Here is a 15,459-nt window from a genome sequence, read left to right as displayed (position 1 = left end):
AAGCGCGTCAAGCGGCTGCCCGTCATCGACGCCGAGGGGATACTCACTGGCATCGTCAGCCGCAGTGACCTGCTCAAGGTCTTCCTGCGGCCCGACGAGGACATCGAGGAGGAGGTCCGCCGTGAGGTGGTCGGCTACCTGTTTCCCGGTGAACCGTCCCCCGTCCAGGTGCGGGTGAAGGACGGCGTGGTCACGCTGTCCGGGACGATCCCCGACACCGCCCTGGTGCCCGTGGCGGCCCGGCTGGCCCGCGCCATCGAAGGCGTCGTGGACATCAGGTGCGAACTCACCGGGACGGTTCCCGAGCGGATGGGGCCGCCCGAGGTGGGACCGATGTTCTGACCGGCGAGCAGTACGTCAGCGGCCCCCGCGGTGCCACTCGCACCGCCGGTCCGCTGACATTCCCACTCCGCTGGCCGGCTACGCCGTGCGGTGTCCCCACTTCGGGCCCACTTTGGCCCACTCGCTCTCCCACTCCGCCGTGCGGCGGCGGTCCAGCCGCGCCTGTACCGCCCAGCGGCCGCCCAGCACCAGCAGGCAGGTGCCGGTCGCGGCGTACGAGCCGAACACGATGCCCTGGGCCCTGGCAGCGTCGGGAGCGGTCGGAGGGTTCCGCAGCGCACCGTGCTCGTCGAGCCAGATGGTGGCGCGGGCACCGGACTGGAGGCCCGGCTTCACCAGAGCGCTGCTGGTATGCGGGGAACCGTCGGAGGCGGTCCAGCGCACTGTCGCGCGCACCCGGCCGTTGTCCGAACCGCTGTAGAGGGTCGCCTTCGCGGGAGCGTCCTCGGTCAGTGCGGCGGAGGTGCTATGCCAGTCCCGGCTCTCCCGCAGTGTGGCGTTCTCCACGCCCACCGCGGTGGCCGCACCGACCGCCGGGGCGCCGGCGGCCAGCAGCACGCCAGCCGCGAGAACCACCCACGCCTCCGCCACATCCAAGCCTCGCTTGAGCGGGTTGCGCCGCCAGCGCCAGAGCCTCACCTTGGTGGGCACCGCCCTACCCCCTTCCGGAATCTACGAAGACCGTTGCACTCACGCCACGAGGGGAGGAGAGGCCGACCAGGCCCCAGTCCGGGGACATCCGGCCGTCGTCGCCGCGGAGCATGGGACCGTTCGGCCCTGTTGCCACACCGGCCCTACGGTCCACGATCGTTTCGAGGGACGGGCTCACGACATCGCGAGGGACGGACATGACCGAGGCACGGGAATTCTCCCCGCGGACACCGATCCGGGTGTTCCTGCTCGATGACCACGAGGTGGTCCGGCGTGGTGTGCACGACCTGCTCGACGCCGAGCCCGACATCGAGGTCGTCGGCGAAGCAGGGACGATCGACCACGCCCTTGCCCGGGGCCCGGCGCTACGCCCGGACGTAGCCATTCTGGACGTACGGCTGCCGGACGGGGACGGGATCACGGTCTGCCGCGAGCTACGCTCACGCATGCCCGAGCTGGCCTGCCTGATGCTCACTTCCTTCGATGACGACGATGCGCTGCTCGACGCGATCATGGCCGGCGCCGCCGGGTATGTCCTGAAGCAGATCAAGGGCTCCGACCTGATCGCAGCCGTACGCACCGTGGCCTCCGGGCAGTCGATGCTCGACCCCGCCACCACCACCCGGCTGATGAGCAGCCTGCGCGGCGACGACACCCCGGAGGAGGAGCCACAGGACGCGCTGCTGGCCTCGCTCACCCCGCGCGAACGCGAGATCCTCGGCCTGATCGGCGAGGGGCTGACCAACCGGCAGATCGGCCAGCGGCTCTACCTCTCCGAGAAGACGGTCAAGAACCACATCTCCCGCCTGCTCGCCAAACTCGGCGTCGAGCGCCGCATCCAGGCCGCCGTCCTGGCCACCCAGGCAGGCCCGCAGGCCTCGACCGAACGCCACTCGCGCTGAGATCAGGGCCGCCCGGCCCCGCTACCGGGACGGACAGCCCCTCCCGACCGTCTCCCGGCCGCAGGAGCCTGAAGCCAGGCCACGCCGGGAGGAGAAGGACATGCGACCCGCCACCCTCGACGCGGCTACTCTTTCGAAGCTCATCTCCGCCGCCGTCGCCGCCCCGTCGATCCACAACACCCAGCTGTGCCGCTACCGCCTGGACCCCGACACCCCCACCTGGAAGTGCGCGCCGACTCGGAACGCAGCCTGCGGCACACCGACCCGATCGGGCGGGTCCTGCACATCTCCGTCGGCGCCGCGCTGTTCAACCTTCGCGTCGCCCTCGCCCACTTCGGCTGGGAACCGGTCGTACGCCTGCTGCCGCACCCAGGCGAGCCGGCACTGCTCGCCTCCCTACGACGCCGGGGAGTTGCGCGCGGACTGACCCCTGGTCACCCATTAGGCAGGGGCACTCGCCATACCAGGCGGGTACCGCCGTCAGAGGGCGCATCGATCGTCAGTTCGCCGCCGAGCAGTTCGGCCCGCTCTGCGAGGTTTTGCAGCCCGCTGCGGCGGCCGCCGTCGGCGACGCCCACGCCGTTGTCCGCCACCGTCAAGGTCAACTCGCCAGAGCGGACCACGAGCGCGACATCGGCGGCAGCGGCCTGCGCGTGCCGGACGACATTGGCTAGCGCCTCCCCGAGGACCGCGACCACATGGTCCCGGACACCTCCCGGTACATCGGTGTCGATCAACCCCTCCATGCGCAGGGTCGGAGTGAACCCCAGAGCGGGAACCGCCTCCTCGACCGTCCTGACCGTACGGACCCGGAGCCCCTGGGCGGCCGGGCCGGTGTCGTGCGTACGGAGCCCGAAGATCGTCGACCGGATGATTTTGATGGTCTCGTCCAGGTCGTCCACGGCCCGCAGCAGCCGTTCGCTCCCCTCAGGCCTGTCGACGAAGCGCAGGGCGCTCTGCAGGGTCATCCCGGTGGCGAAGAGCCGCTGAATCGCCAGGTCGTGCAGGTCCCGGGCGATCCGGTCCCGGTCCTCGTACAGGGCGATCTGCTCGGCGTCCCGCCGCCGCTCCGCCAGCTCCATCGCCACCGCCGCCTGCCCGGCAAAACCAAGCAACGGCGCTGCCTCGGCCTGTGTGAAGGCCGGCGACCCTTCGACCCGGGCCAGCAGCAGCACGCCCCGTACCCCGCCCCCGGTGACCATCGGCACCGCGATGGCCGGGCCGAGTCCTGCCCATCGTGGCGGCCCAGCCGTGACCCGTGGGTCCTTGGCCACCTCGGCGCTGGTGATCGTCTCCGAGGCCAGGATGGCGGCACCCACGAACGAGCCTTCGCGTGGCAGCACCAGCCCACGGTGAGACTCGGCATCGATCCCCGTGGCCAGGGCCACCTGGAGATCCTCGGACCCATCGACCGGCACCGCCAGTGCTCCCAGATCCGCGCCAAGGATGCCCCGTGCGTGATCCACGATGAGCTCCAGGACCCGGTCCCCGTCGATCCCGGACAGCAGACTGCGGGTGATCGCCGCGTTCGCCTCCAGCCACCGCTGGCGCAGCTGCGACTCCTCATACAGCCGGGCGTTCTCGATAGCCACCCCGGCCGCCACCGCAAGGGTGGACAGCACGGTCTCGTCCTCGCCGTCGAAGTGCTGGCCGCCCCGCTTCTCGGTCAGGTAGATGTTGCCGAACACCTCGTCCCGCACCCTGATCGGCACCCCCAGGAACGAATGCATCGGCGGATGATTCGGCGGAAAGCCGTACGACGACGGATGCTCCGAGATCTCCTCCAGCCGCAACGGCTCCGGGTGCCGTATCAGCTCCCCCAAAATCCCGTGCCCCGACGGCAGCGGCCCGATGGCCTTGATCTGCGTCTCCGACATCCCCACCGGCAGGAACTGCGACAGCCGCTCCGCCTGCTCCTCGTCGATCACTCCGAGCGCACCGTACTCGGCGTCCACCAGCACCACGGCCGCCTCGACGATCCGCTGCAGCACCTGCGGCAGATCCAGCTCCCGCCCGACCGACAGCACCGCCTCCAGCAGGCTGTGCACCCGGTCCCTGGTCCCGCGCACCGCATTGATCCGGACCTGCAGTTCCTCCAGCAGCTCATCCAGCCGCAGCCGAGGCAGTGGCTCGCTGTTCCCGACGCCGCCGTCGCCCACCGGATCCTCCGCACAGGCTCGAATCGCCAGACCACACACGCGTACGTCCCCACGGTATCCGCCCACGGGCTCGGAACGCCGACTACCTGCAAACCTGCACCCGGGGGCGCCCGCCCCCCGACCCGTGGCCGAGCTGCCCGCCGCAGGGGGCCAGTCGGCCCAAGACAGGGACATGCGGCCCCTCCCCTGGCTTCCAGGCCTGACGGGAGCATGAAACCGGGACCCCACGAAGGAGGTCGGCACCATGTCACACACCGTTGTCGCTGGCCTGGATGGTTCGCCCGAGAGCCTGGCCGCAGCCGAATGGGCGGCCCGCGAGGCCGAGCGACGTGAGGCACCGCTGCGTCTCGTGCACGCCTGGGACTGGCAGCCGCTTTCGTACGCCCCGCTCGCCGGAACCGAGCCCCAGCGGCACTGGGCAGAGCGCGTGCCGCGCGAAGCGACGGAGAAACTCCGCCGGCACCACCCCGACCTGGAGATCGGCACCGAACAGGTGAACAAACAGCCAGTCGACGCACTGCTGGCAGCCGCCGGCGACGCGGAGCTGCTGGTACTCGGGTCACGTTCGTCCCGCACGACTGAACGACACCGCCTCGCACGATGCCCCCCCGAATCGGGCCACGATGGTCACCATGACGTAGGGGAAGCGATTCCGGAGGAACCATGGTCACCAAGACCCCGGCCTTGATTGACGCACCGCTGCTGCTGGACAGCCTGGTGCCGGACTTCCGCTTCACCCGTCTGGAGACCGCAGCGGTCGCGGCCCCCTCAGGCGTGGTATTCGACGCCGCCCGCGATCTGGACCTGCTCAGCATCCACTCGCCGCTATTTGACGCCGTGACGTGGGTGCGCGGAATGCCGGACAAGCTACTGAACCGCACCCCGCCCCCGCTTCCCTCCATGCGGGTCGCCGACCTCTTCGACCTCGCCACCAAAGGCAAGCAGCCCTGGCTGCCGCTCGGCGAAGTGCCCGGCCGTGAGCTGGTCTTCGGTGCGGTCGGCAAGGTGTGGCGACCGTCCACAGAACTGTCGCACTCAGCGGGCTGCACTGGCCTGGCTGGGGCGCACCGACGGCGACCGGCACAGGGACCCTGAAGATCAACACGTGCGAGCCAAACTGCGCGCGGGGCCTCATCCGTCTTCTGCACGGTGCCCAGCTTCAGGTCCGCGGCGTTCGGATCGATCAAGGGGACCGCTACTACCGGCAGTACCGCGTCATCGATCGAGCGTTCTCGCCCCCGGAACGCGCCACGTACTCGCGCTGGACCAACACCTACGTCCCGAGCGATTTCCGATAGACCACGTAGGACTGTCCGGCCTTGCCTGCTATCCCGTCTGCATCTTCAGCGCCAGCCAGCATCGTCCCAACTATCGGTCTGCGCGGAGGCCAAGAACGAATCCTCGAACCACGTTGACCTGCGCCTCGACCGGATGTACGGGGCCATCTATCGATCATCGACCACAGCCAGTGCGTGTCCGACAGCCTGAACGATCACATGGCCGCGGTACTGGACCTCGTCTTCGCTCCCGTCTACTACCGGCTGCTGTTCAGCCACGAGCCCCTGGACGAGGCCTTCGCGGAGCGCTGCATCGACCACGTACTGACGGGAATCGCCTCGCCGGGGAATACCTGAGCACGGCAGCCCACTTCTACTGAACGGAACGTTCAGTAACTAGCTGCGGAGTGATCCGATGGGAACGCGCACCACGCCCGCCACGTCGACGGCCCCCGCCGCCGCGCGGCCGGGCGGCCCGGCCGGATCTCCCCGCTCGCTGCGATGGGTCACGATCACCCTGGCGTTCGCCTGCGGGGCGAGTGTGGCCAACCTCTACTACGCCCAGCCCCTCCTCAGTCTCATCAGCCACGCCTTCAACGTCGGCCAGGGCACGGCGACGACCGTCGTCACCGTGACCCAGGTCGGGTACGCGCTGGGCCTGGCCCTCCTTTTGCCCCTGGGTGACCTGCTGGAGAACCGGCGGCTGGCCTCCCGCACCCTCCTGCTGACGGCGGTCGCGCTGGCGGTGGCCGCCTTCGCACCGAACCTCTGGATCTTCCTGGCCGTATCGGCCATGGTCGGAGTGACCTCGGTGGTCGCCCAGATCCTGATACCCCTCGCCGCACACCTGGCTCCCCCGGAATCCCGCGGCAAGGTCGTCGGACAGGTGACCAGCGGGTTGCTCCTCGGCGTCATGCTCGCCCGCTCCGTCTCCAGCTTCGCCGCAGCGGCCTGGGGCTGGCGCAGCATCTACGCCATCTCCGCAGTCATGATGCTGCTCACGTCCCTCGCGCTGGCCAAACTGCTGCCTGTGCGACAGCCAGTGCACACGGCCCGCTACGGTGCGCTGCTGGCGTCGGTCGTACGCCTGGGCCGCAGCGAACCCGTACTCATACGTCGGGCCCTCACCCAGGCGTGCCTGTTCGGGGCCTTCACCGCTTATTGGACGGCCGTCTCCTACGAACTGATCGGCCGCCACCACCTGTCCCAGACCGGCGTCGCCGTCTTCGCCCTCGTCGGAGCGGCGGGCGCCGCGTCGGCCCCGGTCGCCGGCCGTCTGGGCGACGCCGGACACGGTACGACTGTCCGTGCCTGCGCCCTCGTCCTGGGCCTCGTGTCGATGCTCGTGGCCGGGCTCGGCGTATCCAATCTCTTCGCGCTCGCCCTGGGTGGCGTACTCCTGGACTTCGCCGTCCAAAGCCACCAGGTGCTCAGCCAGCGGGACATCTACGCCCTGCGCCCGGACGCGCGCGCACGGATCAACTCCCTCTACATGACCAGCGTCTTCCTCGGCGGAGCGGCCTCCTCCGCAGCCACCGGCGCGGTTCTGGCGGCCTGGGGCTGGAGTGGTGTCACCGTCATGGCGGGCGCACTCATCGCGGTGGGCCTCGTGATCTGGATCGCGGAGCGAATGACATGGGGGCGGGCGCCGGACACCGTGCCGCAGGCGTTGGCCGACTGAGACACTCGGTCAATCCTGGCTGCGCTGGTTGGCGCGGTCGACCTCGGCCATGTGCTCCTCGGCCCACGCAGGACCATGGCCAGCAGCTCTTCCAGCGACAGGCCGCGGGGTGAGCCGGTAGTGGACGCGCGGCGGGACCGTCGGTTCCACCCGGCGGCTGACCAGGCTCGAACAGCAGCTACGACCACTCACCGACGACCTCGTCGGCCACCTCATCGAGGACTGTGGCCACATCATCCCGCTGCACCGCCCCGAGAGACTGCTCGGCCTTCTGGAACCGTTCATGGGGGCCCCTTGTCCGATCGGTCGGACGATCGACTCGGGTAGCGGATCGCCGCCGAGCCGTTGACAGGATCGGTGGGCACTCGCAGACTCCGAAGTCACAGAGTCGATGAACGATAGTTCACTAGGCGAACGCACGGGACCGCGAGCAAAGGACTGCCGCTGATGACCATCCATCGTGAGCTGCTGATCGGCGGCAAGGACGTGCCTGCCGTGTCGGGCCGGACAACCGAGGACATCAACCCCTACACCGGCGAGGTGTACGCCACCCTGGCCGCGGGCGGCGTCGAGGACATCACGCTGGCGGTGGATGCCGCGCAGGCGGCGTTCGCGGACTGGGCGGCGGTGAGTCCGTTCGCGCGGCGGGCGATCTTCCTCAAGGCGGCGGATCTGCTGGAGGCGCGGGGCGAGCAGGCCGCGGACCTGATGGCGGGTGAGGCGGGCGGCACGCGGCCGTGGGCGTACTTCAATGTCGCGCTGGCTGCCAACATGCTGCGGGAGGCCGCCGCCGCGATCACCGCCCCGCGCGGGGAGGTCCTTACCGCCCAGGAAGAGGGCGCCCTCGGCCTCGCGGTACGGGAGCCGGTCGGGGTGGTGGCGGCGTTCGCCCCCTGGAACGCGCCAGTCATCCTGGGCGTACGGGCCGTGGCCGCACCGCTGGCGGCGGGCAATACGGTGGTGGTCAAGCCCAGCGAAGACGCGCCGCTGGCGTGCGGGCTGTTCGTGGCGGACGTGCTGAAGAAGGCCGGGCTGCCGGACGGCGTGCTCAACGTCGTCACCAACGCGCCGGAGGACGCCGCCGAGGTCGCCGAGGCCCTGGTCTCGGACCCGCGGGTGCGGGCGGTGAACTTCACCGGGTCGACGAACATCGGCCGGATCATCGGCACGCATGCCGCGACCCACCTCAAGCCGGCCGTACTCGAACTCGGCGGCAAGAACGCCATCATCGTGCTCGACGACGCCGACGTGGACTACGCCGTGGACGCCGTCACCTTCGGCGTGTTCATGAACGCGGGCCAGATCTGCATGTCCGGCGACCGTATCCTGGTCCACGAGTCGCTGGCCGAGGAGTTCACGGCGAAGTTCACCGCCAAGGTCGCCGCGCTGCCCTCCGGCAACCCGGCCGAGCCGACCACCGTCATCGGCCCCCTGGTCAGCGCCGCCGCCGCGCAGCGCGTGGCCCGCCTGGTCGCCGACGCCACCGCCAAGGGTGCCACCGTCCTCACCGGCGGCGGCGAGCCCGAGGGCGCGGTGCACCCGGCGACCGTACTGCGCGACGTGCCCAGGGATGCCGACCTCTACCACGGCGAGGCCTTCGGCCCGGTGTGCGTCATCGACACCTTCGCCAGCGACGACGAGGCCGTGGCCAAGGCCAACGACACCGACAACGGCCTCACCGCCGGCATCATCACCGAGAACGGCACCCGCGGCCTCACCGTGGCCCGCCGCCTCCGCACCGGCATCGTCCACATCGGCGACCAGTCCGTCGCCGACGAGCCCCAGGCCCCCTTCGGCGGCTTCCATGCCTCGGGTTACGGCCGCTTCGGTGGCCGCTGGGGCATCGAGGCCTTCAGCAACACCCGCTGGGTCACCCTGGCGACCCAGCACGCGCACTTCCCGTTCTAGGACCGGGCAACGGCACTCCGTCGAGCCCCCAAGCGGGTTCGATCGGGATACCGAGCCGGTGCAGCACGGTGGGCGCGATGTTCACCAGCCGGGGGTTGTCCAGCCCCGGGACGTGCTCGCCGAGGTGCCCGTCCGCCTCGGCGAGCACGACGAACCCCTCCCGTTCGGCGTGGGTGACCCCACCGTGGCCGCCCTCGTCCCGATGGCCGTGGTCCGTCGTGACGAGGACGGTCCACCGCTCATCCAGGAAGCTCTCGCGGGCGCGGATCGTGTCGATCGAGCCATCAGCTCCGTCAGCACCGGCGGGCGGGACTCGGCCAGCCGGTCGAACCGCACCCCGTCCATGCCGACGACCAGCACCTTCGCTGCCGTCGCCATCGCCCTCGCGTCACGCGTGCGCGGCGGCCCGCGCGGGCCGTTCGCCGAGGCGGTGGCCGCTGTCCTCGACGGGTGCGGGGGGGCCGTTGTGGGCGGGCTACCGGCGGGTGCCGGATGCCCGGATGATGGCGTGCGTGCGCGGGGATGCATACTCGGCCGCCGACCCTAGACTGGAGGCGCAGCCTTGAGACCGCGCCTAGGGAGGTCGGGTCGGATGCACGCGAATGTGGGAGACACCCTTAAGCAGCATGGCCGGGTCGTCGGCCAGCACGACCGGGATGCGCAGATCACCGAGGTCATGGGCCAGGGCGGGGAACCGCCGTACCGAGTGCGCTACGAGGACGGCCACGAGTGCGTGCTGTCCCCCGGGCCGGACTGCGTCGTGACGCACAAGTCGGGCGAAACTCGGCCACTCTGAAGTCCGTCACGTCATGACCGCGGCGACCGCCGCGGTCATGGGGTCGCGTGTGCGCCGGGCCAGCCATCCGGCCGGGGCAAGGTGTACGGCCGCGCAGATGGCCGCCGCCGACCGCCATCACGATCGTCTCGGCCCGCTTCGCGGCGGCAGTCGAGGCGTACGGCGTCAAGCCCAAGCACGTCGGGCTCATGGCGATCCTCAGCTCGGGCACGCCCGCGTCCCAGCAGGAACTGGCCGCCACCATGGATGTGGCGCCGAGCCTGGTCGTCTCACTGGCCGACCAGCTCGAGTCGCTGGGCGCGATCGAGCGCGTACGCGACCCGGACGACCGCCGCCGGCAGAAGCTCAGCCTCACCGAACAGGGGCAGGCGCTGCTCGCCGACTGCACGCGGGCCGCACGCGCTCTCGACGGGGAACTGACGGCGTCCCGGGGGCCGCCGACCGCGCCGCGTTGCAGCGGGCGCTCGCCACACTGGCGGGCGAGGCCGGACTGCCACGCTAGCCGCCGGCTCCTGGCCGCTACTTGGGCGGCTGGACGCGGGTGCCGTAGTGGTCGGCCACGACCCGGTTCATCGCACCCATCGGGTCGTTGGCGACATCCTTGGCGGCGAAGAAGACGTTGCCGCGCACCTGCGGATAGTCCGCGTCGAAGCTGAGGTGCCGGGACAGCTCGGTGGGGTCCCGCCAGGCCCGGGGCTGGCGGGCGGCGCCGGCCTTGTAGAGGGCCTCGCCGATGTAGAGGCGGACTCGGGTGCCGGCGACGGTATCGGACCACCAGGGGATCAGTTCGGCGTAGTCGGCGACCGAGTTGCCGAGGTGCCAGTAGACCTGCGGGACGATGTAGTCGATCCACTCCTTGCGGACCCAGCCGCGGGTGTCGGCGTACAGGTCGTCGTAGGTCTGGACGCCCCCCCGGGTGTTGGAGCCGAGCCGGTCGGTGCCGCGGTTGCGCCAGACGGCGAAGGGACTGATGCCGAAGCGGGTGCCGGGGCGGATCAGCCTGATGCGGGAGGCCATCTCGTGGACGAGCAGGTCGATGTTGTGGCGGCGCCAGGCGGCGCGGTTGCGGTACTCGGAGCCGTAGCGGTCGTACGCGTAGTCGTCGCCGAAGGACTTGCCGGCGACCGGGTAGGGATAGAAGTAGTCGTCCCAGTGGACGGCGTCGATGGGGTAGCGCCTGACCGCGTCGAGCATCGCGTCCTGGACGAAGCGGCGGACCTCGGGCAGGCCGGGGTTGTAGTAGAGCTTGCCGCCGTACGGGACCACCCAGTCGGGGTGCACGCGGGCGGGGTGGCGAGGCACCAGCCGGGAGCGGTCGGTGTTGTTGGCGATGCGGTAGGGGTTGAACCAGGCGTGCAGCTGAAGCCCTCGCCGGTGCGCCTCGCGGACGGCGGTGCCCAGCGGATCCCAGCCGGGGTCGCGACCCTGGGTGCCAGTGAGGTATGCGGACCAGGGTTCGTACGATGACGGCCAGAACGAGTCGGCGGTGGGCCGGACCTGGAACATCACCGCGTTGAGCCTGCGGTCGGCGGCGCAGTCGAGCAGGTCGAGCAGCTCCCGCCGCTGCCGGGACACGGACAGGCCGCGCGAGGACGGCCAGTCACGGTTGGCGACGGTGGCGATCCACATACCGCGCAGCTGCGACCGGGGAGCCGCGAACGCCTCACCGGCCACTGACAGCGCCAACGCCGCCCCGGCGGCACCTCCCGCGAACGCACGGCGCGTGATGTGCCGGCCCACCGTGTCCATGCCCATGCGTGCCCCCTGATCGTCCGTCATGTTCCGCTGATGATGCGCGGCCTGAGGGGCGAGGAGCAATCTCCACACTCTGACGGCGTGTCAGCCGACCCCGGAAAGCCCCTTCCGTTGCCGGGGGCGGACGCGCTGCCCGGGGGCGCGGGATGCTGCTGGCTCTGATGTCCGCCGGCAGCGCGGTCGGCGCCGTCGTCCAGGGCCGCCTGCCCGATCCGGCGGCGCCGCTGCGGCGGGCGCTGCTGCTCACGGCCGGGGCCGTGCTCCTCGCCGGGCTGCTGCTCGGGACCCTCCCCCAGACTCCGTCCGGGGGTACCCCCGTCTCGCTCCGCTCGCCGCTGTGGTGGGCGGTGGGCCTGCCCGCTGTAGGCGGCTGCGTGTCTCCCGCGATTGTGGCGGCCTACCTCTGGGTGGCCCGTACGGCTCGCGATCACCCGGCCGAGGCCAATGCCTGGGCGAACACCGCCCTGGGGGTCGGCGTGGCAGTGGGTACGGCGGTGGCCGGGACGGCTCTGGGGGCGTAATTCGTGTGTCATCCACGCAGGTGTAATGTCGATCGGTGCGATCGGACCAGGGAGAGGCCAGGCGTTGAACGACATCCAACTCGTCGGTGTAGTGGGTTGCGGCCAGATGGGCGCGGGCATCGCGGAGGTGTGCGCCCGATCGGGACTGGACGTCCGGGTCGCCGAGACCACCGGCGACGCTCTGGAGCTCGGCCGTACGCGTCTGACGAACTCCCTCACGAAGGCCGCCGAGCGCGGCAAGATCACCGAGGAGGAGCGGGACGCGGCCCTTGGGCGGCTGACCTTCACCACCGACCTCGGGGAGTTCGCCGACCGGGACCTGGTCATCGAGGCCGTCGTGGAGAACGAGCAGGTCAAGACCGAGATCTTCCAGGTCCTCGACCAGGTCGTGACCCGGCCCGACGCGATCCTGGCCTCCAACACCTCCTCGATACCGCTGGTCAAGCTGGCCGTCGCCACCTCGCGGCCCGACCAGGTCCTCGGCATCCACTTCTTCAACCCCGCCCCGGTCCAGAAGCTGGTCGAGCTCATCCCCGCCCTCACCACGGGCGACCAGACGCTGCTCCGCGCCGAGAAGCTCGTCACGGACGTCCTCGGCAAGCACGCCATACGTGCTCAGGACCGCTCGGGCTTCATCGTCAACGCCCTCCTCATCCCGTACCTGCTGTCCTCGATCCGGATGTTCGAGTCCGGTATAGCCAGCCGCGAGGACATCGACAACGGCATGGAAATGGGCTGCGCCCACCCCATGGGGCCGCTCAAGCTGTCCGACCTCATCGGTCTGGACACGGTCGCGTCGGTGGCCGACTCGATGTACGAGGAATACAAGGAACCCCTGTACGCCGCCCCGCCGCTGCTCCAGCGCATGGTCGACGCGGGGCGGCTCGGCCGTAAGACCGGCCACGGCTTCTACGACTACTCGTAGCGCGCTTTACGGCCGCGCCCGCGCCGACGGATCGGCGGCGGCGGAGATAGCGGGGCGATCCGCCGCGTCGATGTCCATATCCGCCGGGGCGATCGCGGCGCCGGAGGCGAGGACGGCGACGGTCATCGCGTGGGCGAGGGCGGTGCGGGAGCGGACGCCGAATTTGCGGTAGATGCGGGAGAGGGTGCCCTAGACCGTCTTGACGCTGATGTAGAGCTCGGCGGCGACCTCGCGGTTGGTGGCGCCACCGCCCACGAGTTCGGCGACGCGCTGTTCGGTGGCGGTGAGTTCGGGTCCTCCCCCGCCGCCGCGTTCCATGGCGTCGAGGCGGTGCAGCTCCTCGCGGGCCTTGGCCTCCAGGGGCGCGGCGCCGGCCTCGCCGCAGATCCGCAGGGCCTCGGTGAGCGCGGCCCGGGCGACCGTGCGGCGGCGCGAGCGGCGTTCGACGGCGCCGAGGGCGATGAGCGTACGGGCCAGGTCGAGCGGAAGCGGCAGCCGCCCTCGGCGCGGGCGGCAACCCCTCGACGTACGCCTCGGGCACCTTGGCGAACAGGTCGATCAGCCCGACGAAGGGCAGCCTCGTGTCCTCCTCGTCGGGCGCGCAGCGCAGCACGGTGCCGCCGGGCGGCGGCGTGAGCGCGTCGATCAGGGTGGTCTTGCCGATGCCTGCCGGCCCGTCGAGCAGCACGCCGGGATTGGCGATCAGCTGTGTCCGGGTGTGGTCGAGGAGCTCCCGACGCCCGATCATGGACGGCATCTGGACATGACAAGCTACTGGCAAGTCGCTTGTCAATGGCCTGTGTCACGCGTGGCCGTCGGGGTGCGGGAGCAGGACCATGCGGTGGGCGTAGGGTCCGGCGTCCTCGGCGCGTTCGCAGGCGGCGATGACGGTGGCGCCGTCGTCGGCCGCGCGGCGCAGTTCGGCCCAGGCGGCGGGGAGGTCGGGGTCGGCGTCAGGGGTGACGGCGGGGCCGGTGGCCCAGGGGGTGCGGGCGAGCGCGAGCAGCAGTCCGGCGCGCTGCTCGGTGTCGGGTCCGATGACGGCGATCAACTCTCCTGCGGGTGCGATGACGGTGGGCGTCGCCATGCCTGCCCTCCCTCTTCTCGGTATGGGCGATTTCCTCATGAATCGCCCATATATCTACCAAGGGTGAGGGACGATCAGCGGCGCGGCACTCCGGGGAGCCGCCGCGCCGCCTTCCGTACGTGCGCTGCCTGAGCGAACTGCGCGGGGACAAGCGGAGCGTCCCGGTGCAGGAGGAGCAGCGCCATGTCGTCGGTGAGGCGGCCTTTGGTGTGCCGCAGGAAGCGGGAGCTCATCGACTGGACGAGCACCCGCGCACAGAGCGACCCACCACGGACCGAGGCGCGGGCGGCCTCCTCCAGCTCGGTGGTGAGCGGGAAGAACACCCCCGCAGCGTCCCGGGCGTCGGCCACGCCGTCGGTGTGGCAGAACAGCGCCTGCCCCGGCAGCAACGGCCCGCAGCGGACGGCGGTCAGGTCGTCGCCGGGCTCGAACAGCCCCAGCGGCGGCAACGGTTCACCGGCCTGAATCTGTGCCGCGCACACACCGCCCGGGCAGTCCGCACTGATCCGGTACGGGGGCGGGTGACCGCAGTTGATCAGCTGGGTGCCGCCGTCCTCGCCCAACTGCAGCAGAAGCAGCGTCACGAACTCCTCGGCGGCCGGGGCCTCGGGCGGCGCCGACGCCACCGCCGGGTGCTCGGCGTACGCACGCTCACGCAGATGCCGGGCGAGGGTGCGGTCCAGCCGCCGCAGGACGCCGCCCAGGTCGGGCTCGTCGTGCGCCGCCTCGCGGAAGCCGCCGAGCAGCGCGGCGACCGTACCGATCGCGGCGAGCCCGTGTCCGCGTACGTCGCCGATCACGGCCCGCATCCCGTAGGGCGTGGCCAGCACCTCGTACAGGTCCCCGCCGATGTGGGCACCCTGGCTGGCCGAGAGGTAGTCGCCGGCGACCGCCACCCCGTTCACCCGGCGCGGCAGGGGGCGCAGCAGCACCTGCTGGGCCGCCACGGCGATCTCCCGCGTACGGTCCAGCTCGGCGGCCAGCCGCACCTTGCGGTCGGCAAGCCAGAGGCACAGGATCACCACGGCGAGCGTCGTCACGGCCGTGCCCGAGCGCGGCGCGAACCCCTCGTCCTTATCGGCCACCGCCGCGGCCACGGCCAGCGCGACGAGCGCAAGCGCCCCGCTCATCGCCACACACCGACGCCGCCCGCTCCCCGCACAGGCGATCACCGGTGCCACCGCCACCGCGGACACGCAGTGCACTCCGCCCGGCACCAACAGCGCCACCGCCAGCACCCCCGCCACCCACACCCCCGGTAGCAGGAACACCGCCAGCCCGCGCACCCGAATCGTCGCTCTGGTTCGAATCATCCCGCCGGCTCCCCCTAGAAGCCGTTGACGCGGTCGGCAACAGAACCGCTCCCGCACCCGCGGGCCCTCATCCGCGACTGATTCTCGCGACTCCCCGCCCCCACTCCGACACCCCCCGACCCATTTCACCCGTTCGAGGGAC

At 71.0% G+C, this 15,459-nt stretch carries 18 protein-coding genes and 3 pseudogenes; 14 read left to right on the top strand and 7 right to left on the bottom strand.

The window, feature by feature from the left end:
* A partial coding sequence (locus tag EFK10_RS27905) for a BON domain-containing protein (protein ID WP_127358428.1) occupies positions 1-342 on the top strand: 342 nt, incomplete at its 5' end.
* Positions 343-420: 78 nt separating this feature from the next.
* Here EFK10_RS27905 and EFK10_RS27900 read toward each other — a convergent pair.
* Complete coding sequence (locus EFK10_RS27900) at positions 421-993, bottom strand: Rv1733c family protein (RefSeq protein ID WP_127358427.1); 573 nt, start codon at positions 991-993, stop codon at positions 421-423.
* Positions 994-1,190: 197 nt separating this feature from the next.
* Here EFK10_RS27900 and EFK10_RS27895 point away from each other — a divergent pair, with 197 nt between their 5' ends.
* A complete protein-coding gene (locus tag EFK10_RS27895) occupies positions 1,191-1,895 on the top strand; it encodes a response regulator (RefSeq protein ID WP_127358426.1) in 705 nt (234 codons plus the stop codon).
* 100 nt (positions 1,896-1,995) lie between these two features.
* Positions 1,996-2,322 carry a hypothetical protein gene (locus EFK10_RS27890; protein WP_206305612.1) on the top strand — a complete coding sequence of 109 codons (327 nt, stop codon included), beginning with the start codon at positions 1,996-1,998 and terminating at the stop codon, positions 2,320-2,322.
* A 7-nt stretch (positions 2,323-2,329) separates the two neighbouring features.
* Here the strand turns inward: EFK10_RS27890 and EFK10_RS27885 are convergent, their stop codons facing one another.
* Complete coding sequence (locus EFK10_RS27885; protein WP_240677502.1) at positions 2,330-4,054, bottom strand: GAF domain-containing sensor histidine kinase; 1,725 nt, start codon at positions 4,052-4,054, stop codon at positions 2,330-2,332.
* 244 nt (positions 4,055-4,298) lie between these two features.
* Between EFK10_RS27885 and EFK10_RS27880 the strand changes: the two genes are divergently transcribed.
* The 4 genes from EFK10_RS27880 to EFK10_RS27865 all read left to right on the top strand — a co-directional run bounded on the left by EFK10_RS27880 (position 4,299) and on the right by EFK10_RS27865 (position 7,012).
* The gene (locus EFK10_RS27880; protein ID WP_127358425.1) at positions 4,299-4,742 is read left to right on the top strand and encodes a universal stress protein; all 444 of its coding nucleotides are present in this window, start codon (positions 4,299-4,301) and stop codon (positions 4,740-4,742) included.
* The gene (locus tag EFK10_RS27875; protein WP_127358424.1) at positions 4,718-5,149 is read left to right on the top strand and encodes a hypothetical protein; all 432 of its coding nucleotides are present in this window, start codon (positions 4,718-4,720) and stop codon (positions 5,147-5,149) included. The genes EFK10_RS27880 and EFK10_RS27875 overlap by 25 nt, the downstream gene beginning before the upstream one ends.
* Positions 5,150-5,526: 377 nt before the next feature.
* Complete coding sequence (locus EFK10_RS27870) at positions 5,527-5,688, top strand: TetR-like C-terminal domain-containing protein (RefSeq protein WP_127358423.1); 162 nt, start codon at positions 5,527-5,529, stop codon at positions 5,686-5,688.
* A gap of 58 nt (positions 5,689-5,746) precedes the next feature.
* Complete coding sequence (locus EFK10_RS27865) at positions 5,747-7,012, top strand: MFS transporter (RefSeq protein ID WP_127358422.1); 1,266 nt, start codon at positions 5,747-5,749, stop codon at positions 7,010-7,012.
* Between the two features lie 9 nt (positions 7,013-7,021).
* Here EFK10_RS27865 and EFK10_RS50950 read toward each other — a convergent pair.
* Positions 7,022-7,177, bottom strand: a pseudogene (locus EFK10_RS50950) (winged helix-turn-helix transcriptional regulator); the annotation flags it as partial.
* A gap of 1 nt (position 7,178) precedes the next feature.
* On the opposite strand from EFK10_RS50950, the pseudogene EFK10_RS50945 reads away from it, so the two are divergent.
* The 5 genes and pseudogenes from EFK10_RS50945 to EFK10_RS53480 all read left to right on the top strand — a co-directional run.
* Positions 7,179-7,361: pseudogene (locus EFK10_RS50945) on the top strand (alpha/beta hydrolase); the annotation flags it as partial.
* 98 nt (positions 7,362-7,459) lie between these two features.
* A complete protein-coding gene (locus tag EFK10_RS27850) occupies positions 7,460-8,920 on the top strand; it encodes an aldehyde dehydrogenase family protein (protein ID WP_127358421.1) in 1,461 nt (486 codons plus the stop codon).
* Between the two features lie 112 nt (positions 8,921-9,032).
* Positions 9,033-9,467 (top strand): hypothetical protein, encoded by a 435-nt coding sequence (locus EFK10_RS52795; RefSeq protein WP_164836167.1) that lies wholly within the window; start codon positions 9,033-9,035, stop codon positions 9,465-9,467.
* Positions 9,468-9,512: 45 nt separating this feature from the next.
* Positions 9,513-9,716 (top strand): DUF1918 domain-containing protein, encoded by a 204-nt coding sequence (locus EFK10_RS27840; RefSeq protein ID WP_127358420.1) that lies wholly within the window; start codon positions 9,513-9,515, stop codon positions 9,714-9,716.
* 47 nt (positions 9,717-9,763) lie between these two features.
* Positions 9,764-10,042 (top strand): annotated as a pseudogene (locus EFK10_RS53480) (MarR family winged helix-turn-helix transcriptional regulator); the annotation flags it as partial.
* 193 nt (positions 10,043-10,235) lie between these two features.
* Here EFK10_RS53480 and EFK10_RS27830 read toward each other — a convergent pair.
* Entirely contained in the window at positions 10,236-11,456 is a 1,221-nt protein-coding gene (locus tag EFK10_RS27830; RefSeq protein ID WP_456318734.1) for a glycoside hydrolase family 10 protein, read from the bottom strand.
* Positions 11,457-11,617: 161 nt separating this feature from the next.
* Here EFK10_RS27830 and EFK10_RS27825 point away from each other — a divergent pair, with 161 nt between their 5' ends.
* Both EFK10_RS27825 and EFK10_RS27820 read left to right on the top strand, forming a co-directional pair.
* Entirely contained in the window at positions 11,618-11,992 is a 375-nt protein-coding gene (locus EFK10_RS27825; RefSeq protein ID WP_127358418.1) for a hypothetical protein, read from the top strand.
* A 64-nt stretch (positions 11,993-12,056) separates the two neighbouring features.
* Positions 12,057-12,917, top strand: a complete 861-nt coding sequence (locus EFK10_RS27820; RefSeq protein WP_127358417.1) for a 3-hydroxybutyryl-CoA dehydrogenase — start codon at positions 12,057-12,059, stop codon at positions 12,915-12,917.
* A 189-nt stretch (positions 12,918-13,106) separates the two neighbouring features.
* Here the strand turns inward: EFK10_RS27820 and EFK10_RS50935 are convergent, their stop codons facing one another.
* From EFK10_RS50935 to EFK10_RS27805, 3 genes are all read right to left on the bottom strand, one after another.
* Complete coding sequence (locus EFK10_RS50935; RefSeq protein ID WP_240677500.1) at positions 13,107-13,235, bottom strand: LuxR C-terminal-related transcriptional regulator; 129 nt, start codon at positions 13,233-13,235, stop codon at positions 13,107-13,109.
* Between the two features lie 484 nt (positions 13,236-13,719).
* Complete coding sequence (locus EFK10_RS27810; RefSeq protein ID WP_127358416.1) at positions 13,720-14,004, bottom strand: hypothetical protein; 285 nt, start codon at positions 14,002-14,004, stop codon at positions 13,720-13,722.
* Between the two features lie 74 nt (positions 14,005-14,078).
* A complete protein-coding gene (locus tag EFK10_RS27805) occupies positions 14,079-15,317 on the bottom strand; it encodes a PP2C family protein-serine/threonine phosphatase (RefSeq protein WP_127358415.1) in 1,239 nt (412 codons plus the stop codon).
* Between the last annotated feature and the right edge of the window lie 142 nt (positions 15,318-15,459).

It is taken from the genome of Streptomyces soli, assembly GCF_003999195.1.
Lineage (GTDB): Bacteria > Actinomycetota > Actinomycetes > Streptomycetales > Streptomycetaceae > Actinacidiphila > Actinacidiphila soli.
Note: the sequence above shows the minus strand (reverse complement) of the source record. Positions and strands in the feature narration are given on the sequence as shown.